Source organism: Streptococcus mitis (assembly GCF_002005545.1).
Taxonomy (GTDB): domain Bacteria; phylum Bacillota; class Bacilli; order Lactobacillales; family Streptococcaceae; genus Streptococcus; species Streptococcus mitis_I.
In genome coordinates this window covers 278,715-303,509 of record NZ_LBMT01000001.1, presented here as the reverse complement: position 1 = coordinate 303,509, position 24,795 = coordinate 278,715, and the positions used below count along the sequence as shown (strand labels likewise).

Sequence of the window (24,795 nt, the reverse complement as noted above, 5' to 3'; positions counted from 1 at the left end):
AAACAGGGAGGTGGGAGAGAAAATTCCACCTCTTGCTTTTGTATAGAGCAGGGATTGTCAGGAAGAGTAGTTCATAGAAAGGTAGAGAGAATATGGTTTTTCCTAGTGAACAAGAACAGATTGAAAAATTTGAAAAGGATCATGTAGTTCAGCATTATTTTGAGGTTTTGCGTACCTTGATTTCTAAAAAATCGGTCTTTGCCCAGCAGGTTGGACTTAAGGAAGTCGCAAATTATCTGGGTGAGATTTTCAAGCGTGTTGGGGCTGAAGTGGAGATTGATGAGACTTATACGGCGCCCTTTGTCATGGCGCATTTCAAGAGTTCGCGTCCAGATGCCAAGACCCTAATTTTCTATAACCACTATGACACTGTGCCAGCGGATGGGGATCAGGTCTGGACAGAGGATCCCTTTACGCTTTCGGTCCGCAATGGCTTCATGTATGGGCGTGGGGTTGATGACGACAAGGGTCATATCACAGCTCGTTTGAGTGCTTTGAGAAAATACATGCAGCACCATGATGATTTGCCTGTCAATATTAGTTTTATCATGGAGGGAGCGGAGGAATCTGCATCGACAGACCTAGATAAGTATCTGGAAAAACATGCGGATAAACTTCGTGGGGCAGATTTGTTGGTCTGGGAACAAGGGACCAAAAATGCTTTGGAACAGCTAGAAATTTCTGGTGGAAATAAGGGGATTGTGACCTTTGATGCCAAGGTAAAAAGTGCTGATGTGGATATCCATTCTAGTTACGGAGGGGTTGTGGAGTCAGCTCCTTGGTACCTACTTCAAGCCTTACAGTCTCTTCGAGCTGCAGATGGCCGTATCTTGGTTGAAGGATTGTACGAAGAAGTAAAAGAGCCAAATGAACGAGAATTGGCCTTGGTGAACACTTACGCTCAACGAAATCCAGGGGAAATCAGCCAGATTTATGGTTTGGAATTGCCTCTCTTACAAGAGGACCGTGCAGCCTTTCTAAAACGTTTCTTTTTCGAGCCAGCTCTTAATATCGAAGGGATTCAGTCAGGTTATCAAGGACAAGGAGTTAAAACGATTTTGCCAGCAGAAGCCAGCGCTAAGCTAGAAGTTCGTTTGGTTCCTGGTCTAGAACCGCATGATGTTCTGGAAAAAATTCGGAAACAGCTAGACAAAAATGGCTTTGATAAGGTAGAATTATACTATACCTTGGGAGAGATGAGCTATCGAAGCGATATGAGCGCGCCAGCCATTCTCAATGTAATCGAGTTGGCCAAGAAATTCTATCCACAGGGCGTTTCAGTCTTGCCGACTACAGCTGGAACAGGGCCAATGCATACGGTCTTTGATGCCCTAGAGGTGCCAATGGTGGCCTTTGGTCTAGGAAATGCTAATAGCCGAGACCACGGTGGAGATGAAAATGTGCGAATCGCCGATTACTACACCCATATTGAATTAGTAGAGGAGCTGATTAGAAGCTATGAGTAGAGATATTATCAAGTTAGATCAGATCGATGTGACTTTCCATCAAAAGAAGAGAACCATCACAGCGGTCAAGGATGTGACCATTCACATCCAAGAAGGGGATATCTACGGAATCGTTGGATATTCTGGAGCAGGGAAATCAACCCTTGTACGGGTGATTAACCTCTTGCAAAAACCATCTGCAGGGAAAATTACCATTGACGACGATGTGATTTTTGATGGCAAAGTTACCTTGACGGCCGAGCAGTTGCGTCGTAAACGTCAGGATATCGGAATGATTTTCCAGCATTTCAACCTGATGAGCCAGAAGACAGCAGAGGAGAATGTAGCCTTTGCCCTCAAACACTCTGGACTTAGCAAGGAAGAAAAGAAAGCTAAAGTAGCCAAGTTGTTGGACTTGGTTGGCTTGGCAGACCGTGCTGAAAACTACCCTTCACAACTATCTGGAGGGCAAAAACAGCGTGTGGCTATTGCGCGTGCCTTAGCTAATGATCCAAAAATCTTGATTTCAGATGAGTCAACTTCTGCCCTTGACCCTAAGACAACCAAGCAGATTTTAGCCTTGTTGCAAGATTTGAACCAAAAATTAGGCTTGACTGTTGTCTTAATTACGCATGAAATGCAGATTGTCAAAGACATTGCCAACCGTGTGGCAGTTATGCAGGATGGGCATTTGATTGAAGAGGGTAGCGTCCTTGAAATTTTCTCAGACCCTAAACAACCTTTGACTCAAGACTTTATCTCAACAGCTACAGGTATTGACGAAGCCATGGTCAAGATTGAGAAGCAAGAAATCGTGGAACACTTGTCTGAAAACAGTCTCTTGGTGCAGCTCAAGTATGCGGGGGCTTCAACAGACGAGCCACTTTTGAATGAATTGTACAAGCGTTACCAAGTAACGGCTAATATCCTTTATGGAAATATCGAAATTCTTGACGGTACTCCTGTTGGAGAATTGGTGGTGGTCTTGTCAGGTGAAAAAGCAGCGCTAGCAGGTGCCCAAGAAGCCATTCGTCAAGCAGGCGTACAGCTAAAAGTATTGAAGGGAGGACAGTAAGATGGAATCATTGATTCAAACCTATTTACCAAATGTTTATAAAATGGGCTGGGCTGGTCAAGCAGGCTGGGGAACAGCCATCTACCTAACCCTCTATATGACAGTTCTTTCCTTCATCATCGGAGGTTTCTTGGGGCTAGTGGCAGGTCTCTTCCTTGTCTTGACAGCGCCAGGTGGTGTCTTGGAAAATAAAGTCGTTTTTTGGATTTTGGATAAGATTACCTCTATTTTCCGTGCGGTTCCTTTTATCATCCTCTTGGCAGTCTTGTCACCCTTCTCTCATCTAATCGTAGGAACAAGCATTGGTCCAAATGCGGCTATCGTACCGCTATCTTTTGCAGTCTTTGCCTTCTTTGCCCGTCAGGTGCAGGTTGTATTGGCTGAGCTAGATGGTGGTGTCATTGAGGCGGCTCAAGCGAGCGGAGCGACATTCTGGGATATCGTAGGTGTTTACCTATCAGAAGGTCTTCCAGATTTGATCCGTGTGACGACTGTGACCTTGATTTCCCTTGTTGGGGAAACAGCCATGGCTGGTGCGGTTGGAGCTGGTGGTATCGGTAACGTAGCCATCGCTTATGGATTTAACCGCTACAATCACGATGTGACCATCTTGGCAACCATCATTATCATTTTGATTATCTTTGCAATCCAATTCTTGGGAGATTTCTTGACCAAGAAATTGAGCCATAAATAAAATAAGCTCCATAAGATCTATAGGGGATTTACCCACTACAAATATTATAGAGCTAAATAAAAAAGAGCCGCCTGGCTCTTTTTTATTGACTAGATTTTCTGCGCAAATTTTTTACTCAAGGCTTGTCCAATCAAGGCACCCAATAGGGCTCCGATGACTACACTTGCGACAAATAGAAGGATGGTTCCAGGATTTGGCGCAACCATGATACGGTCGATATATTCTTGGGATTTTCCTCTTGCTAGGAGGGTAGCCATATAGGCTTTGGGAGCAATCCACATAAGCAAGATTGGTCCTGTTGAGCTAAAGGCAAAGAGAATGAAAGAAAGGAAATTCTTTGTTTGGTCCTTGTATTTTCCGAGGCTAGCTACTGCATCTGCTAGCAGACCACAGATAATTCCAGGAAGGAAGGCACCGGCACCGTGTTTAGTTCCCAAGAAAAAGAGGGCAATGACAAGGCCGATAGTGGTAATGGCTCCAAAACGCGGAACTTTTGCGATTAGAATCATATAGACGCTACCGCCGACAAGGGCAGTAAAGGCAGGCGCATAAAACATGTTTCCAGTTTGGTCAAAGAGATTGCCCAAAAGGACACCAATCCCCATGCAGAGGAAGTAAAGAACTGCAAAGAGTAGTGTAGTTAAGATAGATTTCTTCATGAATTGTCTCCTGATAATTTTTTCACAATTCTCATTGTACCACGGTTTGATGGGATTGTAAATGGATAGTAGAAGTTTTTGAAAACGCTTGAAATATGATATAATGGTTTCATAGTTATTTTTAGGGGGATATCATGGGGAGATTTTTAGACTTTGTCTTTAATCGTTTCTTTTTAGGGATGATTGCGACAGCCTTCTTTTGGCTATTAACATTGGCGGGAGGGATTATTCTTGGTCTAGCGCCGGCTAGTACCACCTTGATGAGCCTATATGCAGAACATGGTTATAGTTTTCGGGAATACAGTTTGAAGGAGGCTTGGTCTCTTTATAAGCAAAATTTCGTCTCAAGCAACCTGATTTTTTATAGCTTTTTAGGAGTGGATTTAGTTTTGGTCTATGGCCTGTATCTCTTGGTACAATTGCCTCATCAGACTATTATTCATTTGATTGCGACATTTTTGAATGTCCTAGTAGTTGCCCTGATCTTTTTGGCTTATACAGTATCTTTGAAATTACAAGTTTATTTTGATTTGTCCTATCGAAATAGCCTCAAACTATCCTTGATTGGCATCTTTATGAGTTTAGCAGCTGTGGCCAAGGTTCTCCTTGGGACAGTGCTACTTGTGGCAATTGGTTACTATATGCCTGCCCTGCTATTTTTTGTAGGAATTGGGATGTGGCATTTCTTTATCAGTGATATGTTGGAACCGGTCTATGAAAGTATCCATGAAAAATTGGCGACAAAATAGAATGAAGCAGTTTTGGCTACATACGCTTCTGAGAACCTACAGTTCAGTGATGATCATTATTATTGCGAGTTTTGCAATCTTACTCTCTTACGCCGACTGGGATTCACGGGAAAAGGAAGCCCATAGAGTAGCCCAGCGTGTAACCACTCGAACAGTCGAAGAGGTGGAATATTATTATCGCGAGTCAGCCCAGCTAGCTCAAGATTTAGTAGCCAATCAAGACCGGATACAAGGGGTTTATAAGTACTTTAGCCTGTCAACTTCTGAGTATTTTTATTGGCTGTTGGAGCATCAAGCGGCTTCGTCAACTTCTATTTCTCTGTATGAAAATATCGATGACCTGTATGTTCAGAATGACTATATAACGGGTGTTGCAATCGTCTTGCAGGACTTTAAAGAAGTTTATGTTTCGAGTAGAAATGAGAGAGGGGGTCATTCGGTACTTGCGGAAGGCTTTAAACCAGAGGCCAATAGTTTTGGAGTTCCTATTTTAGATCCAGCGACGGATCAATCTATAGGGGTTGTTTATATTTCCTTGGATCCAGAAATCTTATACCATGCTGTAGACAATACCCGAGGTCATATCCCGATGGCTGTTACTGTGACATCGCCTTTTGATACGGAGATTTTTCATATTGGTGAGAGGGTCAATAGGGAGCATGAGAACTGGTTTGTTGGTGTGACCTCTCATGGCTATCAGGTTCAGGTGGCAGTTCCCAAAAACTTTGTTTTACAAGGAACAGTGACTAGCTCTGCTTTGATTGTGGGCTTGAGCCTTCTCTTTATTGTCATTCTCTATCTGACTTTGAGGCAGACCTTTGCCAACTACCAAAAGCAGGTAGTGGATTTGGTGGATTCCATCCATGCTATTGCCCAAGGGCAAGAAGGTCTTCGCATTGACACGCTTGAAAAGGATCAGGAATTGCTTTTAATCGCAGAGACCACCAATGATATGTTGGATCGCTTGGAAAAGAATATCCATGATATTTATCAGTTAGAGCTTAGTCAAAAAGATGCCAATATGCGGGCCCTGCAGGCGCAAATCAATCCTCATTTTATGTATAATACGCTGGAATTCTTGCGCATGTATGCAGTTATGCAAAGTCAAGATGAGTTGGCAGATATCATTTATGAATTCAGTAGTCTCTTGCGTAACAATATTTCCGACGAAAGAGAAACTCTTCTCAAACAGGAATTAGAATTTTGCCGTAAATACAGCTATCTCTGCATGGTTCGCTATCCCAAGTCCATTGCCTATGGTTTCAAGATAGATCCAGAGTTAGAGAATATGAAGATTCCCAAGTTTACCTTGCAACCGCTGGTAGAAAATTATTTCGCGCATGGTGTTGACCACAGACGGACAGATAATGTGATTAGCATCAAAGCGCTTAAACAGGATGGTTTTGTAGAAATTTTTGTGGTCGATAATGGCCGTGGAATGTCGGTTGAAAAACTGACAAGTATTCGAGAAAAATTAAGTCAGAGACATTTTGAACACCAAGCCAGTTACAGTGATAAAAAGCAATCTATCGGGATTGTCAATGTCCATGAGCGTTTTGTGCTCTATTTTGGGGACCGCTATGCTATTACTATAGATTCTGCAGAGCAAGCAGGTGTTCAGTATCGTATTACAATTCAAGATGAGTAGAAAGGGAGAAAATGTATAAAGTATTATTAGTAGATGATGAGTACATGGTGACAGAAGGTCTGAAACGTTTGATTCCCTTTGATAAGTGGGATATGGAGGTCGTCGCAACAGCCAGTCATGCCGATGAAGCCCTAGAATATGTTCAGGAAAATCCTGTCGATGTGGTCATTTCCGATGTCAATATGCCCGACAAAACAGGGCTTGATATGATTTGGGAGATGAAAGAAATCTTACCAGATGCTGCCTATATCCTGCTCTCAGGTTATCAGGAGTTTGATTATGTAAAAAGAGCTATGAACCTTAGTGTCGTGGACTATCTGGTTAAGCCTGTTGATAAGGTAGAGTTAGGAAATCTGCTGGAGAAGATTGCAGGTCAGCTTGGAGAGAGAAGAAAGAAAAGTCAGACTCTCAGTCAAGATTTAGACGAGGCTGGATTTGTTAGTTATCTAGGAGGTAAGGAGAATTGGTGGATAGGTCTATCCAAGGAAAAACAAGGCTCTTTCACCATTCCCTACTATGTATTGGGTCAAGACTGGCAGATTTTTATTTCTGATCAATCCCTAGATGGTTTAGTCGTTACTCCCTTTGAAGCTCCTTATCAAGAACACTTTGAACGCTGGAAGCTGAATGCTGAGAAAGCCCTCTTTTACGGTTCTGTAAATCTAAAACAGTCTGAGAGTCTCTTTGCCTATTACGAACCGATTTATAGGGTTATCATTCAGGGGAATCTCAATCAAATCGTGGAAGAGTTGAACCTTTTGGAGAAGGTGGTTCTTGAAAATACGCCGCGTGTTCCGATTACCAAACAGCTTTTTATCCAGTTTGTTATGGATGTTTTCCATTTGTTTGAACACCTCAAAGCTGATGATATGACGGACATTGTCAAAACCATTCATGCTATTCAATCCTTCGATGAATTGGTTCCATATATCAAGGGAACTCTGACAAGATTCTTTGGACAATATCGTATGAATGAAAATGTGGTCAGTGTGCTGGAAGTCATTGGGCGTGATTATCAGAAAGAACTTTCTCTCAAGGATATTAGTAAGGATCTTTTTATCAATCCTGTCTATCTGGGGCAGTTGATTAAGCGAGAAACCAATTCGACCTTCGCAGAATTACTAAATAAACAACGCATTAAGGCTGCCCAGCAGCTCTTACTTTCAACTAGTGATAGTATCGAAGATATTTGTTATGCTGTTGGTTACAGTAACGTTGGATATTTCTATAAAGTGTTCCGAAAATTGTGCGGAAAATCACCAAAAGCCTACCGAAAACAGGTAGAAACGATACTATAAAATTTGTATCCCTTTACAAAAAGTGCTATAATATCAATAATAACATCAGGAGGTTCTATCATGAAAAAGAAACCGATTTATCTATGGGTCTTGCTAATCTTGTCTGCCCTTATTTCAGCTATGTCTCTGTTTGGAATGTTGAGTCCTTTACCTAGTAAAGAAGCCCTTCGTGCCGCTCAGAAACAAGTTGCAGGGGTCAGTGCTCAGCAATTAGAAGACCAGCTTAATTACACCTATAGAGTAGCAGAATCAACTCATTCTACTTTTAATATGGCCTTGATTGTGCTATCTGCTATTTTAGTTGTAGTAGCGATTGTCTTCCTTATTCGTAAGAATTTGCAATATGCAAACTATACTTATGTCGGCTATGTTTTGCTAGCCATTATTGGTTCAATTTATGGCTATGTTGGTTTACAGGACGCTGTGCAGTTGGTTCACGATGAGACCATGCGTTTAGGGATAAGTGTTATTTCACAAGCCGTTAGCATTCTCTCTATCGTCATCAATGTTCTCTTCCTAGCTCTTGTCTTCTACAAGATATGGCGTCAACAGAAAGCCTTGGCAGAAGAAGAGGAAACAGAAGATCTTGCCTAAGTATTGACAAAAAAGAACTATCAAGATACAATCTTGGTAGTTCTTTTTCGATTATAGATAAAATCATGGAGGTACATATGAAGATAATTTCTTTAGTTTATATTAGTTTGAGTGGCAATACTGAGAGTTTTGTGACGCGCTTGAAAGACTATCTCTTGTCCCAGTACGAGGGAATTGAGGTTCAAAAGATTCATATCAAGGATTTGGTCAAGGAAGGTCACGATTTCTATGAAATGGACCACCCTTACGTTGCCTTTCTACCGACCTACCTTGAAGGTGGGAATGGCGTGGATAATGGAGATGTAGAGATTTTGACGACACCAGTAGGGGATTTTATCGCCTATGGTGACAATGCTAGTAAGTGTTTTGGCGTGGTTGGCTCAGGAAATCGTAACTTTAATAACCAATACTGCCTGACAGCCAAGCAATACAGTCAACGTTTTGGTTTCCCTGTCTTGGCTGACTTTGAAATGCGAGGCATGCTGGAAGATATCAAACGTGTCGCAGCGATTATCGCAGATTTGTATGAGTTGGAAAGTTAAGCTTAGGCTTAGCTTTTTTATTATCTTAGGCAGTTTTATCAGCACTCTCACTTTCTATGCTCCAAGAGTTGATTGATATGGTCTACTTTTTTTGATGCTCTTTTATAGGAAATAGTCCAAATGATGAGGTAGATAATCGCAAACTCGATAATGAGCTGGAGATAGAAGATCCAGTGGAAGGGGAACCAACCTGCTAGGGTCGCTAGTGGGACAAAGCCAGCCAGCATAAGGAAGAAATGGGTCAGAGTGGCACGGAGCAAGCTCCAGTCACGGCTGAATAATCGCTTGCCAAAGTTGAAGAGAATACCGATGGCTGCCCAGATCAGTGTACAGTAGAGCAAGACCAGGGCACCGTGAACCTGATGTTGAGCCATTACTTGGCCGACGAGAGAGTCGGGACTTAACGGGGAGTAGGTATTTGGTGCATAAATGAGTGAAAAGATGATGGAGAGGATGAGGCCGATGAGGACACCAGTAGCTGCGTCGTGAAATACTTGTTTTTTCATAGTTCTAATTTCTCCTTGATGGTTTTTAGATAACGGCGTGAAGAGTAGGTGAAGCTTTCGTTTTTCAAGAAAATTTCTACCAGACCGTTGGGCGTGAGCTTGAGATGAGAGATGGAGTTGATATTGATGATTTCTGATTGGGAAATTTGGATAAAATTGCTTGGCAGAATTTCAAGGACCTGATAGAGCCGTAAATCAATGTTGTAGGTCTGACTCGCCGTTTCCGCTAGAACCTTCCGATTCTCGATATAGAAGCGTTGAATCTTGCCAATCTTAACGAGATAGACCTGATTATCAATCTTTCCTTTGATTGTTTCTTTTTGGTCAAGATTTTTTGCGAACTCGATGACTTTCTGGATTTTATCTGTCGGCTGAGGTGCTTGAACAATCAGCTTTTCCTCTTCGTAAGTTTCACTAATCTGTAGTTCTACTTTCATAAATTTCTCTCCTTGTTTTTCATACAAAATTGTGATCACTTCTTGTACACCTTTATTAAACACTATTTTTCAACCCCTTGCAAGGGACTTTGTCTATGTGGAGGGATTTGGTTCCTATGTGGTGCTTGTTTTTCTGTCCTTTCTGAAATATGGTATAATAGCACTAATCAATTTCTAGGAAAATAGATACGGAAAGGGGCTGAAAGATGTCTCATATTATTGAATTGCCAGAGGTGCTGGCAAACCAGATTGCAGCTGGAGAGGTTATCGAGCGTCCAGCTAGCGTTGTTAAGGAGTTGGTAGAAAACGCCATTGACGCGGGTTCTAGTCAGATTATCATTGAGATTGAGGAAGCTGGTCTCAAGAAAATCCAAATCACAGATAATGGTCATGGAATTGCCCACGATGAGGTGGAATTGGCCCTGCGTCGTCATGCGACCAGCAAGATAAAAAATCAAGCAGATCTTTTTCGGATTCGGACGCTTGGTTTTCGTGGTGAAGCTCTGCCTTCTATTGCGTCTGTTAGTGTCTTGACTTTGTTGACGGCGGTGGATGGTGCTAGTCATGGAACCAAGTTAGTCGCGCGTGGGGGAGAAGTTGAAGAAGTCATCCCAGCGACCAGTCCAGTGGGAACCAAGGTTTGTGTGGAGGACCTCTTTTTCAACACGCCTGCCCGTCTCAAGTATATGAAGAGCCAGCAGGCGGAGTTGTCTCATATCATTGATATTGTCAATCGTCTGGGTTTGGCCCATCCTGAGATTTCTTTTAGCTTGATTAGTGATGGCAAGGAAATGACGCGAACAGCAGGGACTGGTCAACTGCGCCAAGCTATCGCAGGGATTTACGGTTTGGCGAGTGCAAAGAAGATGATTGAAATTGAGAATTCTGACCTTGATTTCGAAATTTCAGGCTTTGTTTCCCTGCCTGAGTTGACTCGGGCTAATCGCAACTATATCAGCCTCTTCATCAATGGCCGTTATATCAAGAATTTTTTACTCAATCGTGCTATTCTTGACGGTTATGGCAGTAAGCTCATGGTGGGGCGTTTTCCACTGGCTGTCATTCATATCCATATTGACCCTTATCTAGCGGATGTCAATGTGCATCCAACCAAGCAAGAGGTGCGGATTTCCAAGGAAAAAGAACTGATGACCCTAGTTTCAGAAGCTATTGCAAATAGTCTCAAGGAACAAACCTTGATTCCAGATGCCTTGGAAAATCTTGCCAAATCGACTGTGCGCAATCGTGAGAAGGTGGAGCAAACCATTCTTCCACTCAAAGAAAATACGCTCTACTATGAGAAAACTGAGCCGACAAGACCTAGTCAAGCTGAAGTAGCTGATTATCAGGTAGAATTGACTGATGAAGGACAGGATTTAACTTTATTTGCCAAGGAAACCTTGGATCAGCTGACCAAACCAGCAAAACTGCATTTTGCAGAGAGAAAGCCTGCTAACTACGACCAGCTAGATCACCCAGAGCTAGATTTAACCAGTCTGGATAAGGCTTATGACAAGCTGGAGCGAGAAGAATCTTCAAGCTTCCCAGAGTTGGAATTTTTCGGGCAAATGCACGGGACTTATCTCTTTGCCCAAGGGCGAGATGGACTTTACATCATAGACCAGCATGCGGCTCAGGAACGGGTTAAGTACGAGGAGTACCGTGAAAGCATTGGCGATGTTGACCAGAGCCAGCAGCAACTCCTAGTGCCCTATATCTTTGAATTTCCAGCGGATGATGCCCTCCGTCTCAAGGAAAGAATGACACATTTGGAGGAAGTGGGTGTCTTTCTAGCAGAGTACGGGGAAAATCAATTTATCTTACGTGAACATCCTATTTGGATGGCAGAAGAAGAGATTGAGTCAGGCATCTATGAGATGTGTGATATGCTACTCTTGACCAAGGAAGTTTCGATCAAGAAATACCGAGCAGAGTTGGCTATTATGATGTCCTGCAAGCGTTCTATCAAGGCCAATCATCGTATTGATGACCATTCGGCTAGACAACTCCTCTATCAGCTCTCTCAATGTGACAATCCCTATAACTGTCCACATGGCCGTCCTGTTTTGGTGCATTTTACCAAGTCAGATATGGAAAAGATGTTCCGACGCATTCAGGAAAATCACACCAGTCTCCGTGAGTTGGGGAAATATTAAACTAAAAGGAAAATTATGTACGAATATTTAAAAGGAATCATTACCAAAATTACTGCTAAATACATTGTTCTTGAAACCAACGGTATTGGTTATATTTTGCATGTGGCCAATCCTTATGCCTACTCAGGACAAGTCAACCAAGAAGCTCAAATTTATGTGCATCAGGTCGTGCGTGAAGACGCCCATCTACTTTATGGATTTCGCTCAGAAGATGAGAAAAAGCTCTTTCTCAGTCTGATTTCGGTATCTGGGATTGGCCCTGTATCAGCTCTCGCTATTATCGCTGCTGATGACAATGCTGGCTTGGTTCAAGCCATTGAAACCAAGAATATCACCTACTTGACCAAATTCCCTAAAATTGGCAAGAAAACAGCCCAGCAGATGGTGCTGGACTTGGAAGGCAAGGTAGTAGTTGCAGGAGATGACCTTCCTGCTAAGGTGGCAGTGCAAGCCAGCGCTGAAAACCAAGAATTGGAAGAAGCTATGGAGGCCATGTTGGCACTGGGCTACAAGGCAACAGAGCTCAAGAAAATCAAGAAATTCTTTGAAGGAACGACAGATACAGCTGAGAACTATATCAAGTCGGCCCTTAAAATGTTGGTCAAATAGGAGCAGAGCATGACAAAACGTTGTTCGTGGGTCAAGATGACCAATCCGCTCTACATTGCCTATCATGATGAGGAGTGGGGTCATCCCCTCCATGATGATCAAGTATTGTTTGAGTTGTTGTGCATGGAAACCTATCAGGCAGGCCTGTCTTGGGAAACGGTACTCAACAAACGCCAAGCTTTCCGAGAAGCCTTTCATGGCTATCAAATTCAAGCGGTCGCAGAGATGACCGATACCGAATTGGAAGCCTTGCTGGATAATCCAGCTATCATCCGAAATAGAGCCAAGATTTTTGCTACACGCGCTAACGCCCAAGCCTTTCTACGACTACAGGAAGAATATGGCTCTTTTGATGCCTATCTTTGGTCCTTTGTTGAGGGGAAAACTGTCGTTAATGATGTTCCCGATTACCGCCAAGCCCCAGCTAAAACCGCTTTGTCTGAGAAATTAGCCAAAGATCTCAAAAAACGAGGCTTTAAGTTCACAGGCCCAGTCGCTGTCTTGTCTTTTCTACAGGCTGCAGGGCTAGTTGATGACCATGAGAATGATTGTGAGTGGAAAAGCGGTCGTTAGTATGTACAGGTAACTAGCATATCTGAGAATATAGAAAAAAGCTGAGAAATTTTTCCCAGCTTTTTATATATACTATTAGATTTGTTAGAGTGAAGTCAAAAAAGTGATTCCACCTAAAATAACACCAGCTGAATTTGGAATGATTAGTATCCAATCCTTCTTAGGTTCCTTTGTCCATCCATAAATAACCCAGATTAAGCAAGATATAGCAGCTGATAAAGGTTGAAATGGTTGAGCTTTATTTCCCTGTAAATTAGCGATAATTTGAGGTATGTAGGCAATAAATACTATAATTCCAATAAAGGCACCAATAGAACCTACGATTCGATTAATTTTTTGTTTTGTCATATACACCTCCTTCAAAAGGATATCATAGAAATTAGCGAAATGCAATAAATTCAGATACAAATTGTAACGAAAACGAATACAAAAGCACAAAAATAGAGAAACTATTTATTTTTTGTTATAGTCAAAGCGAATGATTTGCTTCTTTGCATCTACATAGGCGTGAACTCCGAAGGGTACAATTGCTCTTGGAGTTGCGTGGCCGACATTTAGATTATAGATAATCGGGATATTGCTGTCAATAATATCCAATAGTGCCTCTTTATAGTCGTCATAGAAAGTTTCATCCATAGGTTTTCCGACCAAGAGTCCACTGATGACCTCGAATATACCAGTGTCTTTTAAAGTCCGCAACATATTTTTGAAGTCTTCCAGCTCAGGCTTTTCTTCGCTTGTTTCTAGCAAGAGGATTTTTCCTTCCCAGTCTGACAAGTCAGGGAAAAGTTTGTATTTTTGGCAGAGCTCCGTGCTATCTGCGTATCGAGAGTTGTCAAAGATATCGTAGAGGGATTCGAGGCAACCACCGAGGATTTTTCCCTCGAACTGGGCATTTCCCCGCAACAGCTCGAAACCAGTATTTGCATGACTGACACGAGGTGTCCCCAGAGCCTTGGGACTGAAGTCAGTCCTTTCATCATACCAAACGTCACTAGGGCGGATTTCTGAGATTCTTCCCGTCTCAATCAATTCTTTAAAGTAGTGGAGGCTATAGGTCAGCACTTCCTTGTCCAATTCACAAATGTCTGCTAGGAAGGATTGACCATAAAAAGTTTTGATTCCTAGTTTATGCAACATGAGATGGTTCATGGTTGTATCCGAGAAGCCAAGAAAAATTTTTTGTTTGATAACCTTTTGTAGTTGGTCATTTTCAAAAAGATAAGGTAGTAAGCGATAGGTATCGTCTCCACCGATGGCGCATAGGATCATGTCGATGCTATCATCAGAAAAGGCATGAATCAAATCCTCTGCACGAGCTTCAGGATGGTCCTTGATAAAGTCTAATCCTTTTAGCGAATGAGGCAAAAAGGTAGGATTGAGTCCCAGGTTCTTGAGACGTTGGACACCCAAGTCCACTTCGTGTTTGACAAAGTCCTCTCCGATAATGCCACTAGATAAACTAACAACACCAATAGTAGAAACCATATTTCTTCCTCCTAGAAATTGATTGAGCCTATTTTATCATAAAAGATGGGAGAAAACTATAGGGAAAAGGGTAGAGGGAAGCTTGTAGGCAAGCAAGTGAAAAAGCAACCGCTGGTGCAGTTGCTTTTCGTTTTCTAATCAGTAATCTCGCTAGATATGAGTTACTTGGTCAACTCTTGATTATAGGAGAGAGCCAAATCAATCCAGTAAGGCAATTCTTTTTGGCCTTCTATATCTAAGTCTATATACCCATGATAAAGGCGCCCCCTCATCAATGTAGTATGAGCTCCTGTTCGGGGTAGAACTTGCTTCTCCATTTCCTTGCCAATTCTGACCATAACCAGTTCATCCTTTCTGGAACTGACAGTAAGGACCATTTTACCACGAATCATAAAGGCCAGGCCACCAAACAGCTTCTTTTCTTCTAGCTCTTCTTCGAAAATTTGGGGAGGAAGTTTGAGCGCTAGAATTTTTCGAATCTGCTGAGCTAAAGATTGACTATATGCCATAGCTCTTTCCTTTTCTTAGTAACGTGTTGGTCCTGCACTTGCGCTGCGGATGTTCAAGCGTTTCTTGAGATAGAAGCGAAGGGCTAGGAGGACTGCTCCCATAATAGCCAGTGGCAATGGAGCGAGTACTGGGTTAAGGCTAGCTGGTAGGAAGCTTGTTGCAAAGAAGACAAGCAACCAAAGGAACATAGAAGCTAGGATAACTAGTACAGATTTCCAGAAAGGTGGACGTTGACTGCGGTCCATATCTGGTCCATAGTATTGGTAAACAAAGTAGTACATCAAGTAGAAGGCAAATCCACCAACCAGTCCAACTAATAGGAGGGTAATCAAACCATAGCCGAGAGCTTGGTCTGCCGCAAAGAAGGTTGTGAGAGCGCTGACGAGGGCAAAGAGGCTAGTGATGAAAAGAGCTGAGTCCATAATCATGAGTTTTGGATCATCATTTTCCTTTGGATGCTCTTTTTCATATTGCTCCTTGACAGTGAAGCTATGAGCCCAGTGGGTTGGTGCGCCATAGAGGGAACGAGCAGTCGTACCTTTGGCTTGCTCTTCAAGGATTTGGGGAATGATTTCCTCAAAAATAGCCTTGATTTCAGCGTCTGTTTTCCCATCTTTGATGAATTGTTGGGTAGCGATGTGGACAAACTCTTGGTTTTTCTTAGTTAATTTTTGTAGATCAATCTGAGACATAGGAACTCCTCTTAGAACCATTTTTTATGGATGAGATAGAGAGTGAGCGAGACACTCATAGCAAAGGCGATAAAGACGATTAACCAGAAGGCATTTGGCTCACCGTTTAGGGGGATTTCATTATCCTTAAAGTTCATCCCGTAGGCAGAAAAGACCATGGTTGGGATGGACATGACGATGGTCACAAGGGCCAAGGTTTTCATGATGTTGTTCTGGTTGTTAGAAATGATAGAGGCGAAGGTCTCTGTCATAGAATGCAAGACGTTTCCATAAATGTCTGCCATCTCGATGGCCTGTTGGGTTTCAATCAGGGTATCTTCAAGCAGGTCTTCATCCTCAAGGTATTTCTTGATATTACTTGTTGAGCTGGTCAATTTCTTAATCACGCGCTCATTTGTTTTGAGGGAAGCCTTGAAATAGACGATGGTTTTTTCTAATTCCATGAGTTCAATCAATTCTTCATTACGAGTTGATTGATGCAGTTGACTTTCGATTTGTTCACTCTTACGATCAATCGAACGAAGGGCCGTTAGGTAAAGCTCTGCATTACGATAAAGAATCTGGAAGATAAAACGTGAACGCATGAAGGTGTAGAAATTACGCAATCGACGGTTGATAAAGACATCGAGGACCGGTAATGGTTCCAAACACGTAGTGATAATGGTTTCCTCGGTGATGATAATACCAAGCGGGATGGTAACGTAGTAGGTGCGGTTATTTCTTTCCTCTGTGACCGGCACGTCTACGATAATCAGAGTGTACTCGTCTTCAATGGTAATACGAGACATTTCTTCCGCATCGAGCGGTGCTCGAAGGTCGGCAATGTCGATATCGAAGGCGTTAGCGATTTCCAGTGATTCATTTTGAGTTGGATTAACGAGATTGATCCAAGTACCCGGTTCAAGCGTATCGATCTCTTTAAATTCAGTTGTTGTAGAGAGAAAAACTTGTTTCATATCCCTTATCCTTTCTCATTTTTCAGATTTTTTCACACCGTACTATTATACTACAAAATCAGCCTTTTTCAAAATAAATCTAACAAAAATCCTGTTGCTATTGGATTTTTACTTTGTCTTGAAATGTTGATTTTTAAATTTGCTCCCCTTTTTGCTCCCCCTATAGTGCTTTTAGTGCAGTTTCGTAGAATGATACTGCTTTTTTTGCGTTCTCTTTTGAGAGGTGGCTGTATATATCCATGGTCATTGATAAAGTGGAATGACCTAGGCGGTACTGGAGTTCTTTGTAAGGAATACCAGAGTTAAGCAATAAACTAGCGTGAGTGTGACGGAATCCGTGAAAGCCAATGTTAGGAACATCAGCACGCTTAAAATGTGTTTGCAATCTTCTTTTAAGCCTTGAACTGCTAGGATACTCATGAATGAAATCCGAAAATACCACGCTTTCACGTTGTCCTATCTTCCAGGCCTCTTTAGTTTGGCGTAGTTTGTACTGCTTTAGCATGCTAACAGTCGCTTGATCTATATCTATATCCCGATAACTAGCCTTAGATTTTGGGCTATTGATTTCTAGATCCCGATTTAGTGTTTTGGTAATATGCACAACGGCATTATCTAAGTCTATATCAGACCAGGAAAGAGCTAAAGCTTCATTGATACGGCAACCAGTAGCCAATAGGAACTTATAGAGCGTTGTCTCATAGTAGTAACGATATCTATCGCTATCTAAATTATCGAGATAACCAAGAAACTTTTTTAGTTCTTGATTTTCAAAGTGTTTTACCTTTTGGCGCTTTGCTTTCTGAGTGTTACGAGGTAAAACAACATCACGCGCAGGATTGGACGGTATAGCTTGCATGGTTACGCCATATTGTAAGATACGTTTGTTTAAAGCATGTATCTTGTCATAGTGTAGAAAAGCCCCTTTTTCCCCTCTATTGGTCTTGTCAGCAAGTTTATTGATAATTGACTGAATAAGTGGAGTAGTGAGCTTATCGAGCTTATACTCCCCGAAAGTAGGCAATATGTGATTATCTATTAGCGCTCTAACGTTTCCTTGAGTGTTTGGCTTAACTGTATTCTTATAGCTTTCCCACCAGAGAGTTGCCAATTCTTGATAGTTTTTTATGGTAATAGCCTTTTGTCTGGTAGATCCTGCTTTTTGAAAAGCTATTTTTTCTTGATTGGCTTTCTGCTTAACTTCCTTTTGTGTCCGACCTGTTACTTTGGTTTTGACTTTCTTTCCTGTTACCTGGTCAACTCCTAGATATACATTAGCACGGTAAACTTTGCTACCGTCTTTTTTTATAACTTCAGTTATTTTCATGATGATAAACCTTTCTAAAATACATCAGCAGGCAAGCCATTATCAAAAAGGTTTTATATCATGCTAGGGCTTCATAGTTTGCCCCACATTCGATTTTAAAGAGTCAGGCGGTAAATAAATACCAGAGTTGGAAACAAGGCGGATATGGGGTTAATATGGGCTTGTTTATAGTAAACAGGCTTGTATTTAAAGTTTTTTATCGTCAGTTAGCTGTTTTAAAGTTCTTTCAAAGTCCGAGTTTATCTTTTGAGTTTTGTTGAATAGTTGGTATTCTGCTTTTGCTTTATCTTTCGCAACCTTGGAAGTGATTTTTCCATGACCTTCTAAAATATCGTATTCTTGGAAAGTCAAAAAGCGGTCAATGCTTTGGGCTAGTTGTTGCATTGTCTGAGCTTTTCGCTGTTCTATCTGTCTTTCCAGGTAATCAAAATAGCTAGATATTCCTCTTTCAAGGGAACGGATTTCTGTTTCTGAAAGGTAATTCTTTGCTATTTGGGTATCTGCTTGCAGTATGCGACCGTTAGGGGAGTTTTTCCATGTTGTAAGTCCCATGTTGTCTTTTGTGTGGTCTGCTTTCGTGTAGATAATTTCCGCAGCAGTTTGGCCAGTGATTGCATAATGAAACTTATTCTGTACATCAGCATAGAATTGCTTAGTCAACGTACTTTGTGGGTCATAGTCGATAGAGATTTCAGCAAAAATATCTGTAATCTGCAACCATATACGACGCTCACTAGCTCGGATAGAACGCACGCGCTCCAAGAGCTCACGGAAATAGTCTTTTTCCAGCAAGTTTTCGCCTTGTTTCAGACGGTTGTCATCCATGGCGAACCCTTTTATCATGTACTCACGAAGTACCGAAGTAGCCCACTGTCTAAATCTCGTAGCTTTTTGAGAATTGACACGGTAACCAACTGAAATGATGGCGTCAAGATTGTAGTAAGTAATTAAGTAATTCTTCCCATCGGTGGCAGTTGTTTCCATTTTGGAAATAACTGAATCTTCTTCTAATTCGCCCTCTTCAAAGATATTTTTTAGGTGTTTACTAATTGCAGGAACACCGACGTCAAAAAGTCTAGCCATTTCTTTCTGACTAGTCCAGATAGTTTCGCCTTTGATGATGACACTAGCTGTTTCGCTATCGTTGTCAGCAGTATAGATTAAGAATTGTAATTCGTTCATGAGATCCTTTCTAAAACATTGTAAGTGGTTGACATTTGTTGACATCAATAAAATTAGTAGATATGGGGCTAATATAGACTTGAAGCTTGAGCGAAGCCCGAGAATCCACGCGCTTCAGGATTGTTTAACATTGTGGCGCGTGGGTATGGTGTAAGTCGCTTTTTAAATGCAAGAGTGGTATAATGATGTTGTAATCATCTTATCGGGAGCGTCCTCTATAGTGTGTAGAGAGTTAACACCAGCTCCATCTGGTTCAATTAGGTTGATTATATTAGGTTGGTTAAAGGTAAGGGTATTGACTTACCTTTTTTTTGTTGCTATTGTTCAATTCTCTTGGCTTTGCTTGAATTTTTCTAACTCTTTTAGATAGTCTTCTGCCCAAATCCCCGTTTTTTGATATCGGTCAATTCTGTCTATATATCTTCGATTAAAGTTAGCTTCAATTTCCAAATCCATGATCATATCCATATTATTCTCTGTATAGTCAAGACTAGAAATATATTCTTCTAAGAAATTGGCCTGTGATTCGTAGAATTTTTTCATACCGTTTAAATCCTTAACAGGAATAGGATTTCGGAGATTATAGTTATATAGATTTATAATATCATTCAAGTCTAATCGGATAAAAAATGCACTATCGATAGCTTGTTTGGTATTTTCAAAAGCTTCTTCATCGAGCTCTTCTCTAGTTTTTTCCATGTAATCTAGGATATAGTCCCAGTTATATCGACTTCTAGCAGAACTGCCATATAATAGTTGCTCAACGCTAAGATTTCCTAGTTTTGCTATTTTTAACAAATTTTCTTTGTTAGGCAAATTACGCCCCTTTTCCCAATTATTAACAGTCCCCTTACTGGTATTAAATGCTTTACCAAATTCCTCCATAGTTGCACCTTGATCAAGCCTAATACTTTTAATTCGGTTTCCTACTTCAATATTATTCACTTCCATTTTTTTACCTCGTATTTAAATTATAACTATTTTTTGTTTTTAAGTAAAGAAAAGTATTGACTTTTTAAAAAATATTGGTTACAATTAAGGTATGCAAAAGTAAAGGAGGTGATGAGATTGCCAAAATATAAAATTAAAGGCTACAGAAATATGTTGGGGCTAACCCAAGCAGAGCTAGGAAAAAAATTAGGTATGACAAAGCAAACATACTACAACAAAGAAACAGGGCGTTGCTCATTTACGGATACTGAGAAAATAGCTTTCAAAAAATTGCTATTACCAATGTTTCCAGATATCACTATTGAAGATATATTTTTTTAAACAAAAAGTATGCAAAAGTAAAGATTGGAGTAAGCCAATGGAACTAGTATATATGGACGGCAAGAAAGAGCCGTATACACTAAGCAGTATCGTTGCAGAATGCGCTGAAATTAAGCACAGACATTTGAAGATTTTGCTGAATAAGCACCGCGAGGACTTTGAGAGCTTCGGAAAGGTGCAATTTAAAATTTCACCTTCAGAGAGTGGGCAAAATGTACGAGATTATATTTTGAACGAGCAACAAGCTACTTTGTTAATCACTTACTTACGAAATACAGAACCCGTAAAAGAGTTTAAGAAGAACCTAGTCAAAGCATTCTTTGAAATGCGTGAGGAGCTTTCTAAGTTTCGTATGCAGAGGGCGCTAGAAAAGCCAAAAAGAAAAACACTGCATGACAGTATAGAAACATGGACTAATGCACCCAAGCGCGCGCATAGCACCATGAACAACCTGCTACTGAAGGCAGTAACTGACAGGAACGCTAAGCAGTTAAGGGAAGAGCGTGGGGGCTACAATGGCATTGATAGCTTGACCAGTGACGAGCTGGAGCAATACCAAGCATTTGAGGATATGGTAATAGCCATGATTGGCTTGAATATGAGTTATCAGGAAATCAAAGCTTTGGCATTCAGAAATAAAAAAACACGCCAAAGAAGCGCGTGAGAGCAACAAAAAAGGCTTAGCAATAACCACACCGCAGAGCCTTTCACACTAACACTAAAACGAATTTAACAAAGCAGGCAAGCTATTATCAAAGAGGTTTTAGTAAAGATTTATACATAGATTATAGCATATTTAGGGCAATTTGACCATACGGAGAGCGCCAACTCTTAAAACTGGTACTTTCTCACGCTTTCAATTTGGCGAGTCTGAGCGTGAGGATATCCTGTATAAGAAACGATAATTAAAAGGTCAACGGAGGAAAATATGATAGCAGATAAATTAGAAGCTATTTCAACAAATTTAGAAGAAATACAAGAAATTCTTGTAGGAAATGGAACTGCATTAGCTAAAAGGGAAATCAGTAAAGTATTGAACGACTTAGACGATATTTATAATGAACTAACTAGCACAGAATACCATGAACAACAGGAAACACTCAAGGAACAGACGGAAAGGATGAAACAGAGAGTAGTATCTGAGGTAATAGGAGAATTAGAGTGGAGAGAATATTCATATTATAAAAATTTTTGGGGGGATATGGATCTTTTAAAATGCCTTTCTAATTTTGATGGATTTCTTTTCATAAGCACTTACCTAGCGGAAATAACCAAAGAGAATGACTATCCTATGGATAAAAACCAAGTATTAAATTACGTCTGGGAACTTTTGGCAATTGATATTGCAAAGAAAAAACGAGATAAAAAGAACCTCTTGGACTTATGGACAAGTTCGATTGAGTACACCCGTGGGATGATGATTTATGAGGAAAACTGACATGAACGAACTAGATTTGACCAATACACAGGCGGTAATCTTCATGGTGGTACTGATTGGCTTACTGCTTTATCTAAACCACCTAGACCGCAAAAAAAGCGCCCAATTTGAGCGAGAAAACCAACAGACGATAGAAACACCTAGCGAGGATTTAAGCCCTGATTATGGGCGTTATATCCAGCTTGCAGGGGTAAGAGTTTACGGAGGAACTGAATGAGTCTATCAGAGAATGACAAACGAGTATTAAGACTAATCAAGGTAGGGGCTGAGAACTCCATAACAGGGGCAGAAATCAGCCTGATCACTAAGCTAGCAGAAAGAACCGTGCAAGATATTATCAGCCGTCTAATCACGCGCCATAGCGTTCCTATTGTTGGGGTTCGACACGGAACATTTAGAGGATATTTTATCCCTGCTAACAAAGAGGAGTTACTGGACGGAGCAAAAGCATTCTATAACCAAGTACAGGAAGAACAGAAACGCCTAACTGTCCTTTTAAATGCTGATTTAGAGAGCTACAAAGAAACCTTGAAGGAGGTGGGCGGATATGTTTAGCCTAAGCCGAGAAAGTGAGCAAGACCTAGTGCATGGAATTCTGGAGGTAGTGGAAAGATACCATGAAGCGCGTGATAGACTCAAACCACGACTGACAGGCTTAATATCAGCCCAGGAAGTCATGGACGAGTTAGATATAAAATACATGACACTCCAAAAGTGGGAAAAAGCAGGGCTAAGACGGTATCAACCACCACTAGAAGATACTAGGAAAATCTATTATAGAATTTCTGACTTGATGAAGTTTATGGGGGTGGATGAATGAGGGTGCTGGAGTTAATTCTATCCGATGACAAATTGCCTTTGTTTGGCTTTCTCAAGTCAAATCCTACTCAAGTATGGAAGAATGGGGAACATTACAAATTTATCTACTTTAAGCCAATAGGCGAGGGCTTGACGGCTTTCCGCTACAAAGGTTTGTATGTGGCAGTTAAAGACGAAAACGAGGAAGCAGAGGGCTGGGAACTGACCAGAGATTTAGAGATAGGTTTGGCCAGTCCTGACTTGCTGATGATTCTGAAAGATTTAGAGGTAAACAAATTGACCGAGCAACGGCAGGGGCTTGGCATGGAGTTGAAAGGCTGGATTTTCGACCTGATTTGTAACGGCATTTATACCAGGTACGAGACTTCTCTATTTGTCCGCTTGCTATTTGTGAATGGCTACAGTTTTAGTCAGCTGGTGGACTTGTTTTCTACAATCGTCAAGCGTAAAGACCTAGCAAGCTATTTCCTAGAAGTAGCGACAAAATTCTATAAGGAGGTGGCTTTTGAATAGTGACGACATTGTAAATAAAATCATTGAAGAGAATCAGCAACGTGAACCCATTAAGGTAATAGAAGAATCAGAAAGCTATCTGACAACCTTTAAAGGGGTACAAGGCTTTTTATTCAACGTATGTAAGAATCTTGGGGAAGATAGACCATCTAAATCTTTGGGGGTTGCTGACTTTCTTAGAAAGTATATCCGATTTGTGAGAATCAGACCAGAAGCGCAGGGACAGAAAGCGCCCTTGTATTTCTATCATCCTGATAAGGGGATTTGGTTAGAAGATAACGAGTTACTTCAAGATTTAATCTCAACCATTCAACCTGATACGACAGAAAAACAAGCCTTTGATACGATTTACAAAATCGCTAGACGTAGCCCGTTGAAGTCTATCCAAAATGATTATACGGTTATCGGAAACCAGCTATATAACGCTAGTAAGGAAACATTTGAACCTTTAACACCTAGCATTATTGTAACTAGAAAAATCCGTACAAGGTACGACCCAGAAGCCTATGAGCCTACTATACACGGTTGGAAGCCCAGCAAGTGGCTTGCTGAATTATTTGACAATGATCAAGAATTATATAACCTAGCTATCCAGATTATTAAAGCAAGTATCACAGGTAGAACCCTAAAAAATATCTTTTGGCTTTATGGCGAGGGTGGGACTGGTAAAGGAACTTTTCAGCAGTTACTTATTAATCTAGTAGGCATGGAGAACGTTGCAAGTCTCAAGATGACTGAGTTCGATAAAAGCCGTTTTTCTACCTCCATTCTGTTAGGTAAGAGTCTGGTTATTGGGGACGACGTACAAAAGGATGCAGTTATTAAAGATACGTCAAATATGTTTAGCCTTGCGACTGGGGACATTATGACTATAGAGGACAAAGGGAAGCGCCCCTATAGTTTACGCTTGAATATGACTATTATCCAGTCATCCAACGGCTTACCAAGAATGAACGGGGACAGGTCAGCGATTGACAGGCGGTTTAAGATTCTACCATTTACCAAGGTCTTTAAAGGGAAACCAAACAAGGCAATTAAAGACGACTACATCAACAGGAAAGAAGTATTAGAGTATCTCACACGCCTAGCCCTTGAAACACCGACAAAGGACATCACACCAGAGAAATCAAAGGAGATTTTGCAAGAATACCATGAGGATAACAACCCAGTTATCGCTTTTGTATCTTCATTCTTTACTGATGAACTATCAAGTGAGTTTTTGCCTAATAGTTTTGTTTTCCATAACTGGAAAGGATTTACGGAATATTATGGGGTGAAACTACACAAGACAGAAATGGGGTTGCATCGAGAGATAAAAAGTAATCTACCAAGTTGGATAACCACAGGCCAGAAAGTAATACCATCAGGGAGACAACTTCATTCTGGTTTCTATCCGCATGAAGATACAGCGCCTTACGCACATCCATATTTTAACGGTAGGGAAAAGCCAGAGCAACGGAGAAAAGCTAGAAATGAACGGGGATACTTTAATGGTAAAGCAAAAAAGAAGCAATAACTTTATACACTTTATACACTTGATAAAAAAGTGTTATACTTGCAACCCTTAGAGCGCCAAGGACTTTATACACTTATACACTTTATACGGCAGGTTT

The 24,795-nt window shown here is 41.1% G+C and carries 30 protein-coding genes; 19 read left to right on the top strand and 11 right to left on the bottom strand.

All coding sequences use genetic code 11. The annotated features are described in order from the left end of the window. The first annotated feature begins 92 nt into the window (after window positions 1-92). Genes QS39_RS01535 through QS39_RS01525 form a run of 3 tightly spaced genes read left to right on the top strand, consistent with a single transcriptional unit; the run spans window position 93 to window position 3,214 of the window. Window positions 93-1,466: a M20 family metallopeptidase gene (locus tag QS39_RS01535; protein ID WP_077804427.1), complete on the top strand. Its 1,374-nt coding sequence runs from the start codon at window positions 93-95 to the stop codon at window positions 1,464-1,466. Then, a complete protein-coding gene (locus QS39_RS01530; RefSeq protein ID WP_000085667.1) occupies window positions 1,459-2,520 on the top strand; it encodes a methionine ABC transporter ATP-binding protein in 1,062 nt (353 codons plus the stop codon). The genes QS39_RS01535 and QS39_RS01530 overlap by 8 nt, the downstream gene beginning before the upstream one ends. 1 nt (window position 2,521) lies before the next feature. Next, the gene (locus QS39_RS01525; RefSeq protein WP_000444647.1) at window positions 2,522-3,214 is read left to right on the top strand and encodes a methionine ABC transporter permease; all 693 of its coding nucleotides are present in this window, start codon (window positions 2,522-2,524) and stop codon (window positions 3,212-3,214) included. A gap of 89 nt (window positions 3,215-3,303) precedes the next feature. On the opposite strand, the gene QS39_RS01520 is transcribed toward QS39_RS01525, so the two are convergent. Beyond that, window positions 3,304-3,873: an MptD family putative ECF transporter S component gene (locus QS39_RS01520; protein WP_077804426.1), complete on the bottom strand. Its 570-nt coding sequence runs from the start codon at window positions 3,871-3,873 to the stop codon at window positions 3,304-3,306. Between the two features lie 134 nt (window positions 3,874-4,007). Between QS39_RS01520 and QS39_RS01515 the strand changes: the two genes are divergently transcribed. The 5 genes from QS39_RS01515 to nrdI all read left to right on the top strand — a co-directional run bounded on the left by QS39_RS01515 (window position 4,008) and on the right by nrdI (window position 8,704). Continuing rightward, complete coding sequence (locus QS39_RS01515) at window positions 4,008-4,622, top strand: YesL family protein (protein ID WP_077804425.1); 615 nt, start codon at window positions 4,008-4,010, stop codon at window positions 4,620-4,622. Further along, window positions 4,600-6,270, top strand: a complete 1,671-nt coding sequence (locus QS39_RS01510) for a sensor histidine kinase (RefSeq protein ID WP_307877692.1) — start codon at window positions 4,600-4,602, stop codon at window positions 6,268-6,270. The genes QS39_RS01515 and QS39_RS01510 overlap by 23 nt, the downstream gene beginning before the upstream one ends. A gap of 11 nt (window positions 6,271-6,281) precedes the next feature. After that, window positions 6,282-7,568, top strand: a complete 1,287-nt coding sequence (locus tag QS39_RS01505) for a response regulator transcription factor (protein ID WP_077804423.1) — start codon at window positions 6,282-6,284, stop codon at window positions 7,566-7,568. Window positions 7,569-7,628: 60 nt separating this feature from the next. After that, window positions 7,629-8,162: an ABC transporter permease gene (locus tag QS39_RS01500; RefSeq protein ID WP_077804422.1), complete on the top strand. Its 534-nt coding sequence runs from the start codon at window positions 7,629-7,631 to the stop codon at window positions 8,160-8,162. Window positions 8,163-8,239: 77 nt separating this feature from the next. Then, on the top strand, window positions 8,240-8,704 hold the full coding sequence (nrdI, locus tag QS39_RS01495; RefSeq protein WP_077804421.1) for a class Ib ribonucleoside-diphosphate reductase assembly flavoprotein NrdI: 465 nt from the start codon (window positions 8,240-8,242) through the stop codon (window positions 8,702-8,704). Window positions 8,705-8,751: 47 nt separating this feature from the next. Here the strand turns inward: nrdI and QS39_RS01490 are convergent, their stop codons facing one another. Both QS39_RS01490 and QS39_RS01485 read right to left on the bottom strand, forming a co-directional pair. Next, on the bottom strand, window positions 8,752-9,210 hold the full coding sequence (locus tag QS39_RS01490; protein ID WP_077804420.1) for a DUF3021 domain-containing protein: 459 nt from the start codon (window positions 9,208-9,210) through the stop codon (window positions 8,752-8,754). Continuing rightward, on the bottom strand, window positions 9,207-9,647 hold the full coding sequence (locus QS39_RS01485) for a LytTR family DNA-binding domain-containing protein (RefSeq protein ID WP_077804419.1): 441 nt from the start codon (window positions 9,645-9,647) through the stop codon (window positions 9,207-9,209). The genes QS39_RS01490 and QS39_RS01485 overlap by 4 nt, the downstream gene beginning before the upstream one ends. A 206-nt stretch (window positions 9,648-9,853) precedes the next feature. Between QS39_RS01485 and mutL the strand changes: the two genes are divergently transcribed. The 3 genes from mutL to QS39_RS01465 are packed head-to-tail and all read left to right on the top strand — an operon-like array spanning window position 9,854 to window position 12,985. Next, a complete protein-coding gene (gene mutL / locus QS39_RS01475) occupies window positions 9,854-11,803 on the top strand; it encodes a DNA mismatch repair endonuclease MutL (RefSeq protein ID WP_077804418.1) in 1,950 nt (649 codons plus the stop codon). 15 nt (window positions 11,804-11,818) lie between these two features. After that, the gene (ruvA, locus tag QS39_RS01470) at window positions 11,819-12,412 is read left to right on the top strand and encodes a Holliday junction branch migration protein RuvA (protein WP_000273417.1); all 594 of its coding nucleotides are present in this window, start codon (window positions 11,819-11,821) and stop codon (window positions 12,410-12,412) included. Between the two features lie 9 nt (window positions 12,413-12,421). Further along, window positions 12,422-12,985 (top strand): DNA-3-methyladenine glycosylase I, encoded by a 564-nt coding sequence (locus tag QS39_RS01465; protein ID WP_077804417.1) that lies wholly within the window; start codon window positions 12,422-12,424, stop codon window positions 12,983-12,985. Window positions 12,986-13,069: 84 nt separating this feature from the next. Here the strand turns inward: QS39_RS01465 and QS39_RS01460 are convergent, their stop codons facing one another. The 8 genes from QS39_RS01460 to QS39_RS01425 all read right to left on the bottom strand — a co-directional run bounded on the left by QS39_RS01460 (window position 13,070) and on the right by QS39_RS01425 (window position 20,091). Further along, window positions 13,070-13,333 (bottom strand): SemiSWEET family transporter, encoded by a 264-nt coding sequence (locus QS39_RS01460; protein WP_000166114.1) that lies wholly within the window; start codon window positions 13,331-13,333, stop codon window positions 13,070-13,072. Window positions 13,334-13,438: 105 nt separating this feature from the next. Further along, window positions 13,439-14,473, bottom strand: a complete 1,035-nt coding sequence (locus QS39_RS01455) for a S66 family peptidase (protein ID WP_077804416.1) — start codon at window positions 14,471-14,473, stop codon at window positions 13,439-13,441. 161 nt (window positions 14,474-14,634) lie between these two features. Continuing rightward, entirely contained in the window at window positions 14,635-14,982 is a 348-nt protein-coding gene (locus QS39_RS01450) for a hypothetical protein (protein ID WP_000331824.1), read from the bottom strand. A 15-nt stretch (window positions 14,983-14,997) separates the two neighbouring features. After that, window positions 14,998-15,675 carry a DUF1129 domain-containing protein gene (locus QS39_RS01445; protein WP_077804415.1) on the bottom strand — a complete coding sequence of 226 codons (678 nt, stop codon included), beginning with the start codon at window positions 15,673-15,675 and terminating at the stop codon, window positions 14,998-15,000. Between the two features lie 11 nt (window positions 15,676-15,686). Next, on the bottom strand, window positions 15,687-16,631 hold the full coding sequence (locus QS39_RS01440; protein WP_000815623.1) for a magnesium transporter CorA family protein: 945 nt from the start codon (window positions 16,629-16,631) through the stop codon (window positions 15,687-15,689). A 160-nt stretch (window positions 16,632-16,791) separates the two neighbouring features. Further along, window positions 16,792-17,958: a tyrosine-type recombinase/integrase gene (locus QS39_RS01435; protein ID WP_077804414.1), complete on the bottom strand. Its 1,167-nt coding sequence runs from the start codon at window positions 17,956-17,958 to the stop codon at window positions 16,792-16,794. A gap of 186 nt (window positions 17,959-18,144) precedes the next feature. Beyond that, the gene (locus QS39_RS01430) at window positions 18,145-19,140 is read right to left on the bottom strand and encodes a virulence RhuM family protein (RefSeq protein ID WP_077804413.1); all 996 of its coding nucleotides are present in this window, start codon (window positions 19,138-19,140) and stop codon (window positions 18,145-18,147) included. A gap of 324 nt (window positions 19,141-19,464) precedes the next feature. Continuing rightward, window positions 19,465-20,091: a helix-turn-helix domain-containing protein gene (locus tag QS39_RS01425; RefSeq protein ID WP_049543985.1), complete on the bottom strand. Its 627-nt coding sequence runs from the start codon at window positions 20,089-20,091 to the stop codon at window positions 19,465-19,467. A 150-nt stretch (window positions 20,092-20,241) separates the two neighbouring features. Between QS39_RS01425 and QS39_RS01420 the strand changes: the two genes are divergently transcribed. The 8 genes from QS39_RS01420 to QS39_RS01385 all read left to right on the top strand — a co-directional run bounded on the left by QS39_RS01420 (window position 20,242) and on the right by QS39_RS01385 (window position 24,698). After that, a complete protein-coding gene (locus QS39_RS01420; RefSeq protein ID WP_239682354.1) occupies window positions 20,242-20,412 on the top strand; it encodes a helix-turn-helix transcriptional regulator in 171 nt (56 codons plus the stop codon). Window positions 20,413-20,449: 37 nt separating this feature from the next. Then, window positions 20,450-21,076, top strand: a complete 627-nt coding sequence (locus tag QS39_RS01415) for a Rha family transcriptional regulator (RefSeq protein ID WP_077804412.1) — start codon at window positions 20,450-20,452, stop codon at window positions 21,074-21,076. A 264-nt stretch (window positions 21,077-21,340) separates the two neighbouring features. Beyond that, complete coding sequence (locus QS39_RS01410; protein ID WP_077804411.1) at window positions 21,341-21,850, top strand: hypothetical protein; 510 nt, start codon at window positions 21,341-21,343, stop codon at window positions 21,848-21,850. 1 nt (window position 21,851) lies between these two features. Beyond that, window positions 21,852-22,067: a hypothetical protein gene (locus QS39_RS01405; protein WP_077804410.1), complete on the top strand. Its 216-nt coding sequence runs from the start codon at window positions 21,852-21,854 to the stop codon at window positions 22,065-22,067. Next, on the top strand, window positions 22,064-22,405 hold the full coding sequence (locus QS39_RS01400; RefSeq protein ID WP_000058832.1) for a hypothetical protein: 342 nt from the start codon (window positions 22,064-22,066) through the stop codon (window positions 22,403-22,405). Before QS39_RS01405 ends, QS39_RS01400 begins: the two co-directional genes overlap by 4 nt. Then, entirely contained in the window at window positions 22,398-22,670 is a 273-nt protein-coding gene (locus tag QS39_RS01395; RefSeq protein WP_077804409.1) for a transcriptional regulator, read from the top strand. Before QS39_RS01400 ends, QS39_RS01395 begins: the two co-directional genes overlap by 8 nt. Further along, a complete protein-coding gene (locus QS39_RS01390; RefSeq protein ID WP_077804408.1) occupies window positions 22,667-23,182 on the top strand; it encodes a hypothetical protein in 516 nt (171 codons plus the stop codon). The genes QS39_RS01395 and QS39_RS01390 overlap by 4 nt, the downstream gene beginning before the upstream one ends. Further along, entirely contained in the window at window positions 23,175-24,698 is a 1,524-nt protein-coding gene (locus QS39_RS01385) for a DNA primase family protein (RefSeq protein WP_077804407.1), read from the top strand. Before QS39_RS01390 ends, QS39_RS01385 begins: the two co-directional genes overlap by 8 nt. The last annotated feature ends 97 nt before the right edge of the window (window positions 24,699-24,795 follow it).